This window comes from Citrobacter sp. Cpo012 (assembly GCF_030333015.1).
GTDB lineage: Bacteria > Pseudomonadota > Gammaproteobacteria > Enterobacterales > Enterobacteriaceae > Citrobacter > Citrobacter portucalensis.
The window spans coordinates 66014-82358 of the sequence record NZ_JAOWGR010000037.1; the positions used below are offsets into that span (position 1 = coordinate 66014).

At 49.8% G+C, this 16345-nt stretch carries 16 protein-coding genes; 8 read left to right on the plus strand and 8 right to left on the minus strand.

From position 1 onward, the window contains the following. Positions 1–74 precede the first annotated feature (74 nt). Positions 75–845: a class I SAM-dependent methyltransferase gene (locus OGX90_RS10195; protein WP_008784518.1), complete on the plus strand. Its 771-nt coding sequence runs from the start codon at positions 75–77 to the stop codon at positions 843–845. 94 nt (positions 846–939) lie between these two features. Here OGX90_RS10195 and OGX90_RS10200 read toward each other — a convergent pair whose 3' ends face one another. Next, positions 940–2223, minus strand: a complete 1284-nt coding sequence (locus OGX90_RS10200) for a YeaH/YhbH family protein (protein ID WP_008784519.1) — start codon at positions 2221–2223, stop codon at positions 940–942. A 121-nt stretch (positions 2224–2344) separates the two neighbouring features. Beyond that, the gene (yeaG, locus tag OGX90_RS10205; protein ID WP_003030707.1) at positions 2345–4279 is read right to left on the minus strand and encodes a protein kinase YeaG; all 1935 of its coding nucleotides are present in this window, start codon (positions 4277–4279) and stop codon (positions 2345–2347) included. Positions 4280–4712: 433 nt separating this feature from the next. On the opposite strand from yeaG, the gene OGX90_RS10210 reads away from it, so the two are divergent. From OGX90_RS10210 to OGX90_RS10225, 4 genes are all read left to right on the plus strand, one after another. Beyond that, the gene (locus tag OGX90_RS10210; protein WP_008784520.1) at positions 4713–5459 is read left to right on the plus strand and encodes a MipA/OmpV family protein; all 747 of its coding nucleotides are present in this window, start codon (positions 4713–4715) and stop codon (positions 5457–5459) included. Between the two features lie 580 nt (positions 5460–6039). Beyond that, the gene (locus OGX90_RS10215) at positions 6040–6282 is read left to right on the plus strand and encodes a hypothetical protein (RefSeq protein WP_032941787.1); all 243 of its coding nucleotides are present in this window, start codon (positions 6040–6042) and stop codon (positions 6280–6282) included. A gap of 10 nt (positions 6283–6292) precedes the next feature. Continuing rightward, a complete protein-coding gene (locus tag OGX90_RS10220) occupies positions 6293–6643 on the plus strand; it encodes a hypothetical protein (RefSeq protein ID WP_191214794.1) in 351 nt (116 codons plus the stop codon). A gap of 179 nt (positions 6644–6822) precedes the next feature. Then, a complete protein-coding gene (locus OGX90_RS10225; protein ID WP_286623737.1) occupies positions 6823–7677 on the plus strand; it encodes an aldo/keto reductase in 855 nt (284 codons plus the stop codon). Between the two features lie 657 nt (positions 7678–8334). Here OGX90_RS10225 and OGX90_RS10230 read toward each other — a convergent pair. Both OGX90_RS10230 and gapA read right to left on the minus strand, forming a co-directional pair. Then, the gene (locus OGX90_RS10230) at positions 8335–9219 is read right to left on the minus strand and encodes a D-hexose-6-phosphate mutarotase (RefSeq protein WP_234692336.1); all 885 of its coding nucleotides are present in this window, start codon (positions 9217–9219) and stop codon (positions 8335–8337) included. Positions 9220–9291: 72 nt separating this feature from the next. Further along, entirely contained in the window at positions 9292–10287 is a 996-nt protein-coding gene (gene gapA / locus OGX90_RS10235; RefSeq protein WP_003030697.1) for a glyceraldehyde-3-phosphate dehydrogenase, read from the minus strand. A gap of 341 nt (positions 10288–10628) precedes the next feature. Here gapA and msrB point away from each other — a divergent pair, with 341 nt between their 5' ends. Further along, a complete protein-coding gene (msrB, locus tag OGX90_RS10240) occupies positions 10629–11042 on the plus strand; it encodes a peptide-methionine (R)-S-oxide reductase MsrB (protein ID WP_003832475.1) in 414 nt (137 codons plus the stop codon). A gap of 42 nt (positions 11043–11084) precedes the next feature. Next, complete coding sequence (locus OGX90_RS10245) at positions 11085–11360, plus strand: YeaC family protein (protein ID WP_003030693.1); 276 nt, start codon at positions 11085–11087, stop codon at positions 11358–11360. A 44-nt stretch (positions 11361–11404) separates the two neighbouring features. Here OGX90_RS10245 and yajD read toward each other — a convergent pair whose 3' ends face one another. From yajD to ansA, 4 genes are all read right to left on the minus strand, one after another. Next, the gene (yajD, locus tag OGX90_RS10250) at positions 11405–11749 is read right to left on the minus strand and encodes an HNH nuclease YajD (protein WP_003832478.1); all 345 of its coding nucleotides are present in this window, start codon (positions 11747–11749) and stop codon (positions 11405–11407) included. 94 nt (positions 11750–11843) lie between these two features. Beyond that, entirely contained in the window at positions 11844–13097 is a 1254-nt protein-coding gene (gene chiD / locus OGX90_RS10255; RefSeq protein WP_153687144.1) for a chitinase ChiD, read from the minus strand. A gap of 258 nt (positions 13098–13355) precedes the next feature. Continuing rightward, positions 13356–13994 carry a bifunctional nicotinamidase/pyrazinamidase gene (pncA, locus tag OGX90_RS10260; RefSeq protein WP_048235524.1) on the minus strand — a complete coding sequence of 213 codons (639 nt, stop codon included), beginning with the start codon at positions 13992–13994 and terminating at the stop codon, positions 13356–13358. A gap of 14 nt (positions 13995–14008) precedes the next feature. Then, complete coding sequence (ansA, locus tag OGX90_RS10265; RefSeq protein WP_003832492.1) at positions 14009–15025, minus strand: asparaginase; 1017 nt, start codon at positions 15023–15025, stop codon at positions 14009–14011. Positions 15026–15262: 237 nt separating this feature from the next. Here ansA and OGX90_RS10270 point away from each other — a divergent pair, with 237 nt between their 5' ends. Continuing rightward, positions 15263–16330 (plus strand): GlxA family transcriptional regulator, encoded by a 1068-nt coding sequence (locus OGX90_RS10270; protein ID WP_234095912.1) that lies wholly within the window; start codon positions 15263–15265, stop codon positions 16328–16330. Positions 16331–16345: the final 15 nt, after the last annotated feature.

The following is a 16345-nucleotide window of genomic DNA, read 5'->3' on the forward strand; positions in this document are numbered from 1 at the left end:
AAATCATTCGCGTACTTCACCTTTAACTCTTAATGTTGTATTTATAATGCAACTTATAAAAAGGAGACAGGCCAATGAGCGCGACTGAAAAAGCGGGTCATACATTTTTAGCCAGCCTGGGCAAAACCCGTCTGCGTCCGGGCGGTGTTGAAGCAACAGAATGGTTGTTTAGCCAGTCACAGCTGACGCCCGGCAGCCAGGTACTTGAAGTGGCGTGCAACATGGCCACGACGGCGATAGAGTTAGTTCAACGCTATGGCTGTACCGTATACGCCATTGATATGGATAAAACCGCACTGTCAAATGCAAGGAATAACGTAGCGGCAAATGGTCTGGAAAATCATATTCATGTGATGGCTGCTAACGCCAACACTCTTCCTTTTGCGGATAACAGTTTCGATGTTGTGATTAACGAAGCCATGCTGACAATGTATGCCGATAAAGCGAAGGCGAAGTTAATTGCCGAATATTATCGCGTGTTGAAGCCCGGTGGGCGTCTGCTCACCCACGATATTATGTTCACCGCCCAAAAACTGGGCGCGGGCGATCAGGGCCAGCTTGTCGATGTGGTGAAATCAAACGTTAGCCCAATGACCAGACAAGGCTGGCGTGATTTGTTTCTTAACTGCGGGTTCGAACAGGTCCTGCAGCAGAATGGCAACATGTCGCTGATGTCGCCGCGCGGATTAGTTCGTGATGAAGGGCTTACGGGGGCGGTAAAAATTGTGTTTAACGGCTTACGCACGAGCGAAAATCGTCGTCGTTTCCTGAAAATGTTTCGCTTCTTCCGTTCGCAACGTCATCAACTCAATTACATTGCCTGCTGCTCTGTAAAGGGAAAATAAAAAGGATAAACGGATGAATATTGATAAGATGAAAAAACAGCACCCGTAAAAAATCAGCCAGAGAAGATAACCTCTGGCTGATTTGTTTAGGTGGTTAACTATTGCTGGTCGTACTTTGTTTATGAAACAGTTCGCGGAATACCGGGTAAATATCATCCTGGTCGCGAATATGTTGCATCGCAAAGTTATCAAAAGTTGATTGCAGATGTTCGTATTCACGCCACAAGGTTTGGTGAGCGCGGCGAGTGATTTCGATATAGCTGTAATAGCGGACCACTGGCAGCAGTTTTTTCGCCAAAATCTCATGACACAGCGGTGAATCATCAGCCCAGTTATCACCGTCCGATGCCTGTGCAGCATAGATGTTCCACTGGGCAGGGTTGTAGCGCTCTTTCACCACTTCATCCATTAACTTAAGCGCACTGGAGACAATGGTTCCCCCGGTTTCCTGAGAGTAGAAGAACTCATGCTCATCCACTTCTTTCGCCTGGGTATGGTGGCGAATATAAACCACCTCCACGTTCTTATAGGTCCGGCTTAAGAACAGATACAGCAGGATATAAAAACGTTTAGCCATATCTTTGGTCGACTGATCCATTGAACCAGAAACGTCCATCAGGCAGAACATTACCGCCTGGCTGGAAGGGTCGGGGCGTTTTTCATAATTCTTGTAGCGTAAATCAAAGGTGTCGATAAATGGCACGCGTTCGATTTTTGCCCGTAGTTCGGCAATCTCTTTGCGTAACCGTTCCTCTTCCAGCAACTGTGCTGGTTCGCTTTTCGCGATGGTTTCCAGATCCGCTTCGAGAGCATGCAGTTCGCGACGCTTACCCGCTGTCATCGCCGTGCGGCGCGCCAGTGAGTTTTGCAGGGATCGCACCACGCTGATGTTGGCAGGCACACCGTTAGAGGTAAAACCTGCCCGGTGTGTTTTGTACTCCGTTAGCTGACGCTGCTGATTCTGCTTCAGGTTAGGAAGTGCTAAATCTTCGAACAACAGATCGAGATATTCATCTTTAGAGATCTGAAAGACGAACTCATCCTGACCCTCACCATCCTGGCTGGCCTGGCCTTGTCCGCTTCCTGAACCGCCACCGCCGCCCTGTGGGCGTTCAATGCGGTCATTCTGCACAAAATGGTCGTTACCCGGATGCACGCGATGGCGCAGGCCACCACGTCCCTGATGAAACATTGGTTCGCTAATATCATCAGTCGGAATAGAGACAGATTCGCCGCTATCCACATCAGTCACCGAACGCTTGTTAATGGCCTCGGAGATCGACTGTTTAATTTGCGATTTATAACGGCGTAAGAAGCGCTGGCGGTTTACCGTGCTCTTGTTTTTGCCGTTAAGACGCCGGTCAATAAACCAGGTCATAAGCCCCCCGTACTGCCAACTGTTCGCCATGTCTGTAAGTGCCGGATGGCGCTAGCGCTATCCGGCCTACGGAACATTGTTTTGCAAGCCCGGTAAGCGCATGCGCCACCGGGCACTTATGTTAAGACGATTTACGTACGCGCAAATACCATTCGCACAGTAAACGCACCTGTTTACGCGTGTAGCCTTTTTCCATCATACGGTCGACAAAATCGTCGTGTTTTTTCTGCTCGTCAGTCGAGGTTTTAGCATTGAACGAAATGACCGGCAGCAGCTCCTCGGTATTGGAGAACATTTTCTTCTCAATGACCGTGCGCAGTTTTTCGTAACTGGTCCAGTTTGGATTGCGACCGCTGTTATTCGCTCTGGCACGCAGAACAAAGTTGACGATCTCGTTACGAAAATCTTTCGGGTTACTGATACCCGCCGGTTTCTCAATTTTCTCCAGTTCTGAGTTCAGTGACTCGCGGTCAAACAGCTGACCGGTATCCGGGTCGCGATACTCCTGATCCTGAATCCAGAAATCCGCATAAGTGACATAACGGTCGAAAATGTTCTGTCCGTACTCGGAATAGGATTCGAGATAAGCCGTCTGGATCTCTTTGCCGATGAATTCAGCATATTTCGGGATCAAATAGCCTTTCAGGAACTCAAGATAACGCTCAGCTTGCTCCTGCGGGAACTGTTCACGTTCGATTTGCTGCTCCAGTACGTAAAACAGATGTACCGGGTTAGCTGCCACTTCGGCATGGTCAAAGTTAAAGACGCGAGAGAGGATCTTAAACGCGAAACGCGTGGACAGACCGTTCATTCCCTCATCAACCCCGGCGTAATCCCGATACTCCTGATAGGATTTCGCTTTCGGATCGGTATCTTTCAGGCTTTCTCCATCGTAAACGCGCATCTTCGAGTAAATGCTCGAGTTCTCAGGTTCTTTCAGGCGAGAAAGAATGGTAAAGCGAGAGAGCGTTTCCAGTGTGCCCGGTGCGCAAGGCGCATGGGTCAGCTCACTGTGGTTAAGCAGTTTTTCGTAAATTTTGATCTCTTCAGAGATACGCAGGCAATAAGGCACTTTGACGATGTAAACACGGTCAAGAAACGCCTCATTGTTTTTGTTATTACGGAACGTTACCCATTCGGACTCGTTCGAGTGGGCAAGAATAATCCCGTTAAACGGCAGGGCAGAGATACCTTCTGTCCCGTTGTAGTTTCCTTCCTGGGTGGCGGTCAGCAGAGGATGCAGCACTTTAATCGGTGCTTTAAACATCTCAACGAACTCCATAATCCCCTGGTTTGAGCGGCATAGTGCACCCGAATAACCGTAGGCATCAGGATCGTTCTGGGCGTGGTGTTCGAGTTTACGAATATCCACTTTCCCGACCAGCGCAGAAATATCCTGGTTGTTTTCATCACCAGGCTCCGTTTTGGCGATTGCGATCTGCTCCAGAATAGACGGCCAGACTTTGACGACGCGGAATTTTGTAATGTCCCCGCCGAAATCGTGCAGACGTTTCGCAGCCCAGGGCGACATGATCGTACCGAGATAGCGACGCGGGATCCCATACTCTTTTTCCAGGATCTGCGCGTCTTCCTGCGGATTAAACAGGCATAACGGATGATCGTTGACCGGGCTACGTTCGCCATTGGCACTCAGGACATAAATCGGTACTCTCTGCATCAGCGACTTCAGTCGCTCAGCAAGAGATGATTTCCCCCCTCCCACAGGCCCCAGCAGATACAGAATCTGCTTCTTCTCTTCCAGACCCTGAGCCGCATGTTTCAAATAAGAAACAATTTGCTCAATGGCGTCTTCCATGCCGTAAAACTCTTCAAAGGCGGGATAGCGTGCAATTACCCGATTCGAAAAGAGTCGAGAAAGTCGAGGTTCGTGGGCAGTGTCGACCATGACAGGCTCACCAATAGCCATTAATAGCCGCTCTGCCGCGTTGGCATAAGCACTGCGATCTTGCCGACAAGTGGTAAGAAACTCCTGCAGCGTGAACTCTTCGTCCTTGGCAGCTTCATAACGCTGGCGATAGTGATCGAATATATTCATGGTATGCCGTCCTTTCGTTTTTTAGCACATGTTAAGAGCCGTTCATATGAATAGTAGAGGCCCCTGAAGAGGTAAACTGAACGACGTCGCTGCTGAATAAATAAGCAACTCTCATGCCATTTTGGTGGTCAGGAGATCAACGTATTCGGTGATACACCTTCTAAAATTAAGCGTAGATGGCATTTGCAAAACTTGCCTGTGTGCGCAAATGAATTTCAATGGCATATCAATAACTCATCAGCAAAAAAAGCACATCTTATGTAAAGAATTGGAGCGGGATTCATGCGGTGTTCACCGTCCTGCAAGCAAAATGTCATCACTCGCTGAGAAATTAGGGGGTTACATTCTGGGGCGAATACGTAAAATAGTTGGGCTGAAGCGTATTGGCGGTTACACTTTGACCGCTACACATTTGAATAAGGAATTATGGATTGTGACCAAACTCAAACTTCTGGCACTTGGCGTCCTTGCCGCAACCGCAGTTAGCACCGCACAGGCGGAAAGTCAGTGGACTGTTGGCGCGGGTGTCGGCGTGATTAACAGCCCGTACAAACAGTATGACCGCGATGTTTACCCTGTTCCGGTTGTCACCTATGAAGGCGATAATGTCTGGTTCCACGGCTTGGGTGGCGGCTACTATCTGTGGAATGATACGGCAGATAAGCTCTCCATCATGGCGTACTATGATCCGACGCATTTCAAGCCGGGTGATAGCGATAGCCATGCTTTGCGCCAACTCGACAAGCGTAAAAGCAGCTTGATGGCTGGCCTCTCGTATGTACATAACACCCAGTATGGTTTCCTGCGTACTGCACTGGCGGGTGATACTCTGGATAACAGCAACGGCTTTATCTGGGATCTGGCCTGGCTCTACCGTTACACTAATGGTGGGCTGACTCTGACGCCGGGTATCGGTGTGCAGTACAGCAGCGAAAACTACAACGACTATTATTATGGCGTGTCCAATCACGAGTCTCGCCGCAGTGGTCTGAAAAGCTACAACGCTGACGATGGATGGGATCCGTACCTGGAGTTGACCGCGAGCTATAACTTCATTGGAAACTGGAACGTATACGGAACTGGCCGTTATGTGCGCTTGAGTGATGAAGTGAAGGACAGTCCGATGGTCGATAAGTCCTGGTCTGGCATCTTCTCAGTGGGTGTGACCTACAAGTTCTGATGACATTCAGTGTTGAACACAAGCCCGCAGACATGCGGGCTTTTTTGTGCGCTACCGATATGAATATTGATCTAAAACATGAGATTTCGTCATTTGTGCTGATTTGACATTCTGTCAGGCTACAACGAATTTTTAACGTATTATTCCTGTCGCTGTTACTAAAAATAAACCTGCTATTTTATTAGCCTGTTATCTATTCATTTTTGAATGAAGTAAAGTCGTGAAGGTTTAGCAAATCATTGTCATGAGGTAATGGTTTGTAGCTATACAATGCGTTGATAATACTAGGGTTTACGATCGAGGTAAGCGTTATTTTCTTATTGTTAAGCACAATGAAAATTATTGATAACTCTTTTAGCATGTTTATCTCATGGCGAAAGTTAACTTTCATGTGAAAAAACAAAAATTAATCGATTGATTTTAATTTTACATCTTTAGGTATTTATCTGAAAAAATTAAAATTGACATTAAATATCCCATTGCAGATATTAATTAAACTTTAAAGTATCGACAGCAACTCTTCATGGCATTAAATATAATGCGCCATGTGGATTTTTTGAGAATAAACCTGGTATATATAATGAAAAAGTTAATCATGATAGCTGTGATGGGCGGGATTCTGGCTGGTTGTTCCTCCGAGGCTTCACGCATGAATGCTTGCGAAAGCAAGGGTGTGAGCCGTGATGCCTGTTATGTTGCGGAGCAAAACCGTCAGGCGACAATCAATGCTGCCGCTGAAAAACAGGCTATGGAAAATGCGCAAAACTTGTATGGCACAAATGATACAAATTCCAGTCACCACCACAAACACGATAAATATTAAGGTTTAACTAATGAAGAAATTAATTATTATCGCTGCTCTGGTGGCTTCCTCTGCTGCGCCTGCGTATGCCATCAGTGAGGCTTATCGTCAACAGTTACAGCATGAACATAAAACCATGGTCAGTGACACGAATACCCCGGTACACGCCAGTAAAATCACGCCCGTGCATGTGAATAAACTTGGAGTGGACTTTAAACGTGGTGCTGATGGCATTGCTTATATTAATGGCAAACCTGCGGCAAATGATGAGAATAGTGCTGAAGCTCAGTCTTATAGCGCAGGTTTGATTTCCGTTATCGTCTATAAAAACGGAAAAATCAACGCTATGAAAGAGGGGAAATATTTAGGTCGGTTGAAATAACCACTTCGTAGATAAGATTTTGTATTTTTTCGGCCCGGGAACATCTGCTGTTCCCGGGCTTTTTATTTCGCTCGCCTTAACGATCGGTTTCCAATCCATGATGGTGCAATTTGTGCACCCTAACAGGACACATGCACGTTGTTTTGCTTTACTGTGGTGCATTAACACAGGAGGGTGCGATGACAGCGAAACAGGTGACGTTTACAAACCAGGTATCGCTTCCTGCTATTGGGCAGGGAACATGGTACATGGGCGAGGATCCAAGCCGACGCCGGGATGAAGTGTCTGCGCTGCAGGCCGGACTGGATCTCGGCCTGCGATTGATTGATACCGCAGAAATGTACGCTGATGGTGCAGCGGAAGAGGTGGTGGGTGAAGCATTAACGGGACGGCGTGATAGCGCTTTTTTAGTCTCGAAAGTTTACCCATGGAATGCCGGTCGACAGAAAGCCATTGCCGCCTGCGAAGCGAGCCTGCGTCGACTGAAAACTGATTATCTGGATCTCTATTTGCTGCACTGGATGGGCGATTTTTCATTTGCAGAGACCATCGATGCCATGGAAACACTGATTGCGCAGGGGAAAATCTGCCGTTGGGGAGTCTCAAATCTCGATTATGATGATATGCAGGCGTTATGGCAGGTACCCGGTGGACGAGAGTGTGCAACTAATCAGGTGCTTTATCATTTAGCCTCGCGCGGTATTGAATATGATTTACTGCCGTGGTGCCAGCAGCAGCAGATGCCGGTCATGGCATACAGTCCGCTGGCCCAGGCGGGACGACTGCGTGGCGATTTGCTTTCTAACTCTGTGGTGAATGACATCGCGCGTGCGCACAATGTTAGCGCTGTGCAGATTTTGCTGGCATGGGTGATTCGTCAGTCGGGTGTAATAGCCATCCCGAAAGCCGCAAGCGTAGCGCATGTCGAACAAAATGCCGCCGCGCTGGAGATAACGCTCTCTGTAGATGAGTTGAAGCAGTTAGATAAGGCGTATCCGGCGCCAAACGGTAAAACCGCGCTGGATATGGCCTGATTTGCCAAATGCCGATGTTCCCGCAGCTTATCAGGCCTACGGCTGCGTGTAGTTTGTAGGCCGGATAAGGTGTTAGCAGCATCCGGTACGGTGCGTAGAGCTGCCTGATGCGCTGAGCTTATCAGGCCTACGGCTGCATGTAGTTTGTAGGCCGGATAAGGCGTTGGCAGCATCCAGGCACGGTGCTCGGAACTGCCTGATGGCGCTGTGCTTATCAGACCAACGGCTGCATGTAGTTTGTAGGCCGGATAAGGCGTTAGCCGCATCCGGCATGGTGCGTGGAACTGCCTGAGGGCGCTGTGCTTATCAGACCTGCGGCTGCGTGTAGTTTGTAGGCCGGATAACGCGTTAGCCGCATCCGGCACGTTGCGCAGAGCGGTCTGATGGCGCTGCACTTATTAGGCCTACGGCTGTATGTAGTTTGTCGGCCGGATAAGGCGTTAGCCGCATCCGGCATGGTGCGTGGAACTGCCTGAGGGCGCTGTGCTTATCAGACCTACGGCTGCGTGTAGTTTGTAGGTCGGATAAGGCGTCAGCCGCATCCGGCATGATGCGCGGAACTGCCTGATGGCGCTGTGCTTATCAGACCTGCGGCTGCGTGTAGTTTGTAGGCCGGATAAGGCGTTAGCCGCATCCGGCACGGTGCGTAGAGCTGTGTTAGCGTTTAGCTACACGAATAGTCTGCGCGAGGCGAGATGGTTTTTCTTCGGTGGTTTTCTGCGGAGCGGTCGCGTAAGCCGTTTCTACACAAACAAACGTTTTGTAGCCATCATCCGGCATGTCGCCCATGCTGACGGACAGCGCCGGGCCAGGGTTCCAGCCCACTACATTCAGATGGTGGTGGTGGACAACATCTATATTGCGATTCAACGCATCATCATGAATCACGCTGCACGCTTCCGGATTCAGATAAACGCGATCGGTGCGGTCCGGGAAGGTCTGGATCCCATCAGCCAGCACATCTTCTTTAGCATCATTCACTTTATCGATCAGGCGATCGCCAAGACCACTGACTTTCACTGCCGCAATGTCACCAACGTTGAAATAGGTATGCAGTGCCGAGGTGGTTTCAAACTCACCATGAGCTTCCAGCTCCATTTCACAGGTGGCTCCCACTTTGAAGCGGGCAAGCAGGCAAAAATCGTGAGGCCAAAGCTGACGCGTTTCAGCGTTGCTCTGCAGTTCAAACGTCAGCACCACGCCATTGTCGTCTTCGTTGTGCGCTTTCAGCGTCCATGGCAGGTTGCGGGCAAAACCATGCGAAGGCAGGCCCTGCTTAGCAGCCGGACCAAACCACGGCCAGCAAATTGGTACGCCGCCACGCAGCGCTACGCCGGTTTTAAATGGGGTATTATTACTTAACCACAGGACTTCCTCTTCACCATTTGGTTTCCAGGAAAGAAGATGTGCGCCCTGCAGCGCGAAAGAAGCTTTAACCTGTGGGTGATCGACAACAAGAACCTCAAGCTCATCAAGCTGACGGCGGGAGAGGACAGGGGTAATTTGTTCGATTACCGGAAGTGCAAAAATTTTATTAATCATTACGCAATCCTTTCTTCAGGCAAAAAAAAGAGCGACCTGAGTCGCTCTTACAGATTACTGTTTCATCTCAACTTATTTGGAGATGTGAGCAATCAGGTCCAGAACTTTGTTGGAGTAGCCGGTTTCGTTGTCGTACCAGGATACCAGTTTCACGAAGTTGTCGTTCAGTGCGATACCAGCTTTAGCATCGAACACGGAAGTGCAAACTTCACCGTTGAAATCGGTAGATACTACGTCGTCTTCGGTGTAACCCAGAACGCCTTTCATCGGGCCTTCGGAAGCAGCTTTGATTGCTTTCTTAATTTCTTCGTAAGAAGCAGCTTTTTCCAGACGAACGGTCAGGTCAACAACGGATACGTTCGGGGTAGGAACGCGGAACGCCATACCAGTCAGTTTGCCGTTCAGTTCTGGCAGTACTTTACCTACAGCTTTAGCTGCACCGGTAGAGGACGGGATGATGTTCTGGGATGCGCCGCGGCCGCCGCGCCAGTCTTTGTGAGACGGGCCATCAACGGTTTTCTGAGTAGCGGTGGTCGCGTGAACAGTAGTCATCAGACCTTCGATGATGCCGAAGTTGTCGTTGATAACTTTAGCCAGAGGAGCCAGGCAGTTAGTGGTGCAGGAAGCGTTAGAAACGATGTCCTGACCTTCGTATTTGTCAAAGTTAGCGCCTTTAACAAACATCGGAGTGTTATCTTTGGACGGACCAGTCAGAACCACTTTTTTCGCACCAGCAGTGATGTGCTTACGAGCGGTTTCATCTGTCAGGAACAGGCCAGTAGCTTCAGCTACTACGTCAACACCAACTTCGTCCCATTTCAGGTTAGCCGGATCACGTTCAGCGGTAACACGGATTTTTTTACCGTTTACGATCAGATGACCGTCTTTCACTTCAACGGTACCGTTGAAACGGCCGTGAGTGGAGTCATATTTCAGCATGTAAGCCATGTAGTCAGCGTCTAACAGGTCGTTGATTGCAACGATCTCGATGTCAGAGCGTTCTTGAGCAGCACGGAAAACAATGCGACCGATACGGCCAAAACCGTTGATACCTACTTTGATAGTCATATATTCCACCAGCTATTTGTTAGTGAATAAAAGGTTGCCTGTAAAATTACAAAAACCTTACGCAGCGTCAAGCGGAATCGTGTCAATCATTGCGACAAATCAATCTGCTGCCTAAGCTTTGCGCAACTGACTCGCCTCACTCTTCCTTTGGGCTTGAAACCACATGGGGTCGGCGGCCCGAATTTTAAAGGGCAATCAAGATAAAAACGTGATTCTGATCACGAATTGCAGGCTGCCATTTCGCAAGGATCAAGTTTAGAACAAAAGTTCGCACTCCGGTGTTAATGTTTTGTTAGAATCTGTCTCGCGATGTGAGTTTAGATAAAGCGAGATGTGAGCAAATGGCTAATCAACCTTCTCCAGAAGAACTGAAAAAAAATTTAACCGAAATGCAGTTCTATGTGACGCAGAATCACGGGACAGAACCGCCATTTACCGGACGTTTGCTACATAACAAACGTGACGGCATCTACCACTGTTTGATCTGCGACAATCCGCTATTTCGTTCCGAGACAAAATATGACTCAGGCTGCGGCTGGCCCAGCTTTTACGAGCCTGTCAGCGATGAGGCTATCCGTTACATAAAAGATACGTCACACGGCATGCAGCGCATTGAAATCCGCTGCGGAAACTGTGATGCACACCTGGGACACGTCTTCCCGGATGGTCCGAAACCTACCGGTGAACGGTACTGCGTTAACTCAGCGTCTTTGAACTTCACCGATGGTGAAAACGGTGAGCAAACCAAGGGTTGAAGAAACGATTCAGCAAATTATTCTACGGAGAGTGGTTTTAATATGAATCTTGATGAGATGATCAACAGCATGACGCCGGAAGTTTATCAGCGCTTATCGACTGCCGTTGAACTCGGAAAATGGCCGGATGGCGTAGCGCTAACGGCAGAACAAAAAGAGAATAGCTTACAGCTGGTGATGTTATGGCAGGCGCGAAACAATATTGACGCGCAGCATATGACGATTGATACCAACGGTGAGATGGTGATGAAGAGCAAGCAGCAGTTGAAGGTTGAGTTTGGTATTACGCCAGAACCGATTGCGACGTTTAAATCCTGATTACCCAGGCCCGGCAAACATCTGTGTCGGGCCTGCAGTTGATGTTATTTCTTGTTCATCATCGCTTTCAGATCGGCGAACGGGTTGTATTTCGCTTCGCCCACGGCCTTTTGCGCATCTTCTCCTGCAACCACCGTTGAACCATACTGGTCCGCTTCCGTATATTTGGAATGCTCGTGATCGTGGCAGTACAGGCACAACATTTCCCAGTTGCTACCATCTTCCGGGTTATTTGAGTGATCGTGATCGATATGGTGTACCGTCAACTCGCGCAAATTTGAATACACGAACTCACGGGAACAGCGTCCGCAGACCCAGGGAAAGAGTTTAAGCGCCTTTTCCCGGTAACCGACTTCCAGACGGGCGTAATTTTTAGGGATAAAAGCCATAAAAGCGCATGCCTCCAGTAGAAAATGAAGAGCTGCGCCAAAAGCTGGCGCAGCAGAATGCGCTAATCATAACCTATTGTGTCAGGCGTTGGGATCAGTGTTTGATGCCTAACGAATCGGCTAACTGCTTCGCCAACTGATTATTGTCATCTGCGCCGTACTCCCAGAACATGGCGCCTGCCAACCCTTTGCTTTTGATGTAGTCGGCTTTGATCGCCACCGAACGCGGGTTTTCATAGGAGAGGGCAAAGAGTTTTTTTCCATCCGCAGACTGTACCGACAGCCACGGCACTTTCGCTTCATCATCCCAATGTTGACTAAAGCGTTTTTGCGGATCGTTGATCAATTTCGCCACGATATCGTTGTACTTCACGTAGGTGTCTTTGCTCAGGTCGACGCCCAGTGATTTGAACAACTCAATTTGAGCTGACTCGAAATAGGGTTGGGTAGCCGGGTTTTTCTGCGCGTCAGGTTTGCTCCAGTCAATACCTGGCTCAACGGCGCGTTTTGGTACGCGTCCATAAAAGCCAATGCCCAGATTCATTTGACTCGGTTTCAGACCGGCTGCGAGATAGTTATTGACCACAAAATCGGCGCTGTACTTATCCGCCGCGGCGACCGTCGGCCATTGCGTCGAATCATACAGGTTCGAGTTGAAATATTGGGTGCCGTAAGCCATGTCATAGGTCATCAGGTTGATGTAGTCGAGCGATGGGGCAATGGCTTTTACATCCACCCAGCTTTTCGGACTTTCCGCATTCGCGCCCACGGCGATGGTCAGCAGTTTTTTATGCCCCAATGCGGCGCGCAGTTCTGTTAGCAGTGCGGTGAAGTTAGCGCGGTCAGCCGGTTGGCTTTCGACCAGTCCCCAGGCACCGTTAACCGGGTATTCCCAGTCGAGATCGATGCCATCCAGACCATATTTCGCAATTATCTCCTGTGCAGACTGAATAAACACTGCGCGTGTTTCCTTCGTTGCTGCCGCGCCAGAGAATCCACGCGCTCCCCAACCGCCGACGGAAAGCAAAACTTTCAGGTTTGGATTTTGTTTACGCAGCTGTGGAATTTTCAGCAAATCATCCTGCACTTTCTGTGAAAGCCAAATCTGATGCAGTTTGCTGGTGTCTTTTAAGGCGTCATTGGTCTCGTCTTTTTCGTTGTTGTAGACAAGGCCAAACGAATAGTTGAGATGGGTTATCTGGCGAACATCCAGTTTATTGATGTCGCCACCGGGACCGGCAGTGACGTCGCCACCACCATTAAAGTAGCCAACTGACATCAGTGAACTGGCGGAAACAACGCTGGCGCAGAGCAGGGGTAATGCTGCCAACAAAGGCAATAGTTTCATCGGTGTTCCTCTTTGACATTTAAACAAGCAAACATGCCACGGAAATGGCGTGGCGAAAAAAACAGCATCCGCAGGTTAACAGTTTCATAACAGGAAAAATGCGAAGGGGTTCACGCCATGTTGGAGCAGCGGCAAACCAATTTTGGTAGGTTGTATTGGTTAGAGGAGTACTGGTTGAAAGGGAGATGCGTATTAATCCGGCCTATAAATTTGCAAAAATGTGCAGTTTCAATCGACCGGATATAACGTTTTAAAGCATTAGCGCTGGGTTTCCAGCCAGTCGTCCAACGTATACAGCGTTGCGCCCGCAGCCGCCATTTCCATAAAGGCGTTTGCACTGTCCTGGGGGTGAATATTAACGCCACGGCAGCCGTCGGTTATAACGCTGACGGTGTAGCCAAGATCGAGCGCATCCAGAACGGTGAATTTGACGCAATAGTCGGTAGCCAGACCCATGATGATGAGCTCGGCAATGCGGTGTTCGAGTAGCCATGCATTCAGCGCGGTTGCCTGACGACGACCGTTATCAAAAAAAGCACTGTAGCTGTCGACCAGCGGGTTCTCACCTTTAGTGAATGTTTGAGTTATCGCACGCTGGTTCAGCAGCGGATGCAGGGCAGCACCTTCGCTGTTTTGTACGCAATGATCGGGCCAGAACGTCTGCGCCAGGCCATCGAGTTGTCCCTGGCTGTAGGGCTCGACCTGATGCTGGCTGGCAAAACTACCGTGATTCGCCGGGTGCCAGTCCAGACTGGCAACGACCGTGTCGCCGCGTATGGCACACCAGTCAATCAGGCGGTTGGCGATATCGATTGTGCTGTCACCTTGTGGGACCGCGAGGGCACCACCGGCACAAAAGTCATTTTGTAAATCGACCAACAGTAAGGCTCGGGCCATGGGCATAGACTCCTTTAATCGTCAGGCGTGAGCTCACCACGCAGATTTTGCGTCATTGCTTCACGAATTGTTTGCGTATCCAGCCCCTGACTCAGCAAATAGTGCAGTTTGGTGAGTGTGGCTTCGACGGTCATATCCGCGCCGCCAATCACGCCAGCATGCGCCAGCGCATTCCCTGTCGCGTAGCCCCCCATGTTCACCTTGCCGGACATACACTGCGTAAGGTTCACCACCACAATGCCACGCGAGCTCGCATCTTCAAGTTCTTTCAGGAACTCTTTATTCTGCGGCGCATTGCCCACGCCGTAGGAGCGCAAAATTAATGCTTTTACCGGCTGGCGCAGGAAGTTGCGTACCACGTCAGCGGAGATCCCAGGATAAATGGTGACCACGCCAATCGGTTGTGGAGTGATAGGATGGACAATCAACTCACCTGTGCCGTGAGGTGCGGGCGGTGTTCCCAGCCGACGAATGTGGATCCCGGCTTCCAGCAGTGGTGCAAGGTTGGGTGAGGCAAACGCGTCAAAACCATCAGCATGCGCTTTAGTGGTCCGGTTACCGCGAAACAGTCGGTTGTTGAAAAACAGGGTCACTTCATTGATCGGATAATTTGCTGCAACGTACAACGCATTCAGCAAATTGATTTGTCCGTCAGAACGTAGCTCTGCTAATGGGATTTGTGACCCTGTCACAATGACTGGCTTGCCCAGATTCTCCAGCATAAATGAGAGCGCCGAAGCCGTAAACGCCATGGTGTCAGTGCCGTGCAGAATGACAAAACCATCGTAATCGTCGTAGTGCGCTTTAATGTCTTCAGCAATATGCTGCCAGTCTTCTGGCGTCATGTCTGAGGAATCCATCAGCGGGACGTATTCGTGGATGGTGAAGTCTGGCATCTCTGGGCGGTGGAATTCAGGCATCAGTGCCAGCTGACGCTGGAGATGACCGGAAACAGGAATATAACCCTGTTCTGAGCGCTGCATACCAATGGTACCGCCGGTATAGGCAACGTAAATCGATTTCTTTTGCATGGGCGTCACAGGTTAAGTTGTGCATAAACAGGCGCAGTATAAAGTCCCCCCTGAAAAAATACAGTGCAAATGACGCATACCTGCCATCCGATCAATATGTCATTTATGTTCAGTGCCTTGTCCCGTTTGTTCAGTGTGGTTTTGCTCCCTCGGCCCTACAGTAGCAGCCTTGCTTTTTGGATATAGCGATTGCCGTTATCATGTTTCGTCCTAATGACAATACGCATGGAGCCTGAAGTGAAGAAAGACCTGAGAATTTTTCAGCCAGGCGAGTGGGCGGATGGAGACATCATTACGGCTATCGATGCGAGTCAGACAGAGACACCCCACAGACCACAGTTGAATGTCGGCATTCTTCTGTGGCCGGAATTTCCTCTGCTGGCGCTGGCGGGATTAACCGATGCGTTACGTCATGCGGCGGATATGGGGGATGATAGCCAGAAAATTCGCTGCTCCTGGCGTCTGATGAGCGCTACACCAGACCGACCTGTTCTAAGCAGTTCAGGAATGGCGATGATGCCGGATAGCGCATTCGTTGCACCGGAACAATTTGATTATGTGGTGGTGATTGGCGGCTTGCTGCGCAGTATGGCGAAAGCCGATCGGGCCGCGCGACGTTACCTGCATCTTGCGCATCAGCTCAACATTCCGCTGGTAGGTATCTGCACGGGCAGCTTTGTTCTGGCGCAAGAAGGTTTCCTCAATGGGCTGATGGCGGCGATTCATCCCTGGCATCTGAATGATTTTAAAACGCAATTTCCTCAGCTGGCTGCCCGTAGCGGGGTCGATTTTGTTGAGGAAAAAGGGATTCTGACATGTCCGGGGGGCATTTCGACGATAGGGCTGGCAACAGAGCTTATTCGCCGCCACTGTGGTCCCGACAGGGCGACAAAAGCCATCTTCCAGATGTCCGTCCCCAACCGCATAGACAGCACGTCAGTGGCGGTCTCCAGAGCGATAGGTTTTACCCACGTGAGCGACAGTCGGTTACGCAAAGCGGTCTTTTTAATTGAGCAAGGACTGGTAAAGCCCATTTCGACCCGCTGGCTGGCCGCTGAAGTCAACCTGAGTCCGCGACAGCTTACCCGGTTGTTTAACGCCGAGTTCGCCCAGTCGCCGGGAGAGTTTATCCGACGTGCGCGTTTGCGTTATGCCCACTGGCTGCTAATGAATTCTGGAGAGAGCGTCACGGAGATTGCGCTGCGTCTGGGATTTAGCGACTGTGCGCACTTTATTCGTTTGTTTAGTCGGGAGTTTGGCTGTACGCCTGGAGATTGTCGCAGTACGCGACATCAGAATGCATAAAAAATGCTGCCCCGA

Excerpts from the sequence above, each read along its gene's own strand:
- OGX90_RS10195 (WP_008784518.1), top strand. The coding sequence starts at position 75 with ATGAGCGCGACTGAAAAAGCGGGTCATACATTTTTAGCCAGCCTGGGC.
- OGX90_RS10200 (WP_008784519.1), bottom strand. The coding sequence starts at position 2,223 with ATGACCTGGTTTATTGACCGGCGTCTTAACGGCAAAAACAAGAGCACG.
- yeaG (WP_003030707.1), bottom strand. The coding sequence starts at position 4,279 with ATGAATATATTCGATCACTATCGCCAGCGTTATGAAGCTGCCAAGGAC.
- OGX90_RS10215 (WP_032941787.1), top strand. The coding sequence starts at position 6,040 with ATGAAAAAGTTAATCATGATAGCTGTGATGGGCGGGATTCTGGCTGGT.
- OGX90_RS10220 (WP_191214794.1), top strand. The coding sequence starts at position 6,293 with ATGAAGAAATTAATTATTATCGCTGCTCTGGTGGCTTCCTCTGCTGCG.
- OGX90_RS10225 (WP_286623737.1), top strand. The coding sequence starts at position 6,823 with ATGACAGCGAAACAGGTGACGTTTACAAACCAGGTATCGCTTCCTGCT.
- OGX90_RS10230 (WP_234692336.1), bottom strand. The coding sequence starts at position 9,219 with ATGATTAATAAAATTTTTGCACTTCCGGTAATCGAACAAATTACCCCT.
- gapA (WP_003030697.1), bottom strand. The coding sequence starts at position 10,287 with ATGACTATCAAAGTAGGTATCAACGGTTTTGGCCGTATCGGTCGCATT.
- msrB (WP_003832475.1), top strand. The coding sequence starts at position 10,629 with ATGGCTAATCAACCTTCTCCAGAAGAACTGAAAAAAAATTTAACCGAA.
- OGX90_RS10245 (WP_003030693.1), top strand. The coding sequence starts at position 11,085 with ATGAATCTTGATGAGATGATCAACAGCATGACGCCGGAAGTTTATCAG.
- yajD (WP_003832478.1), bottom strand. The coding sequence starts at position 11,749 with ATGGCTTTTATCCCTAAAAATTACGCCCGTCTGGAAGTCGGTTACCGG.
- chiD (WP_153687144.1), bottom strand. The coding sequence starts at position 13,097 with ATGAAACTATTGCCTTTGTTGGCAGCATTACCCCTGCTCTGCGCCAGC.
- pncA (WP_048235524.1), bottom strand. The coding sequence starts at position 13,994 with ATGGCCCGAGCCTTACTGTTGGTCGATTTACAAAATGACTTTTGTGCC.
- ansA (WP_003832492.1), bottom strand. The coding sequence starts at position 15,025 with ATGCAAAAGAAATCGATTTACGTTGCCTATACCGGCGGTACCATTGGT.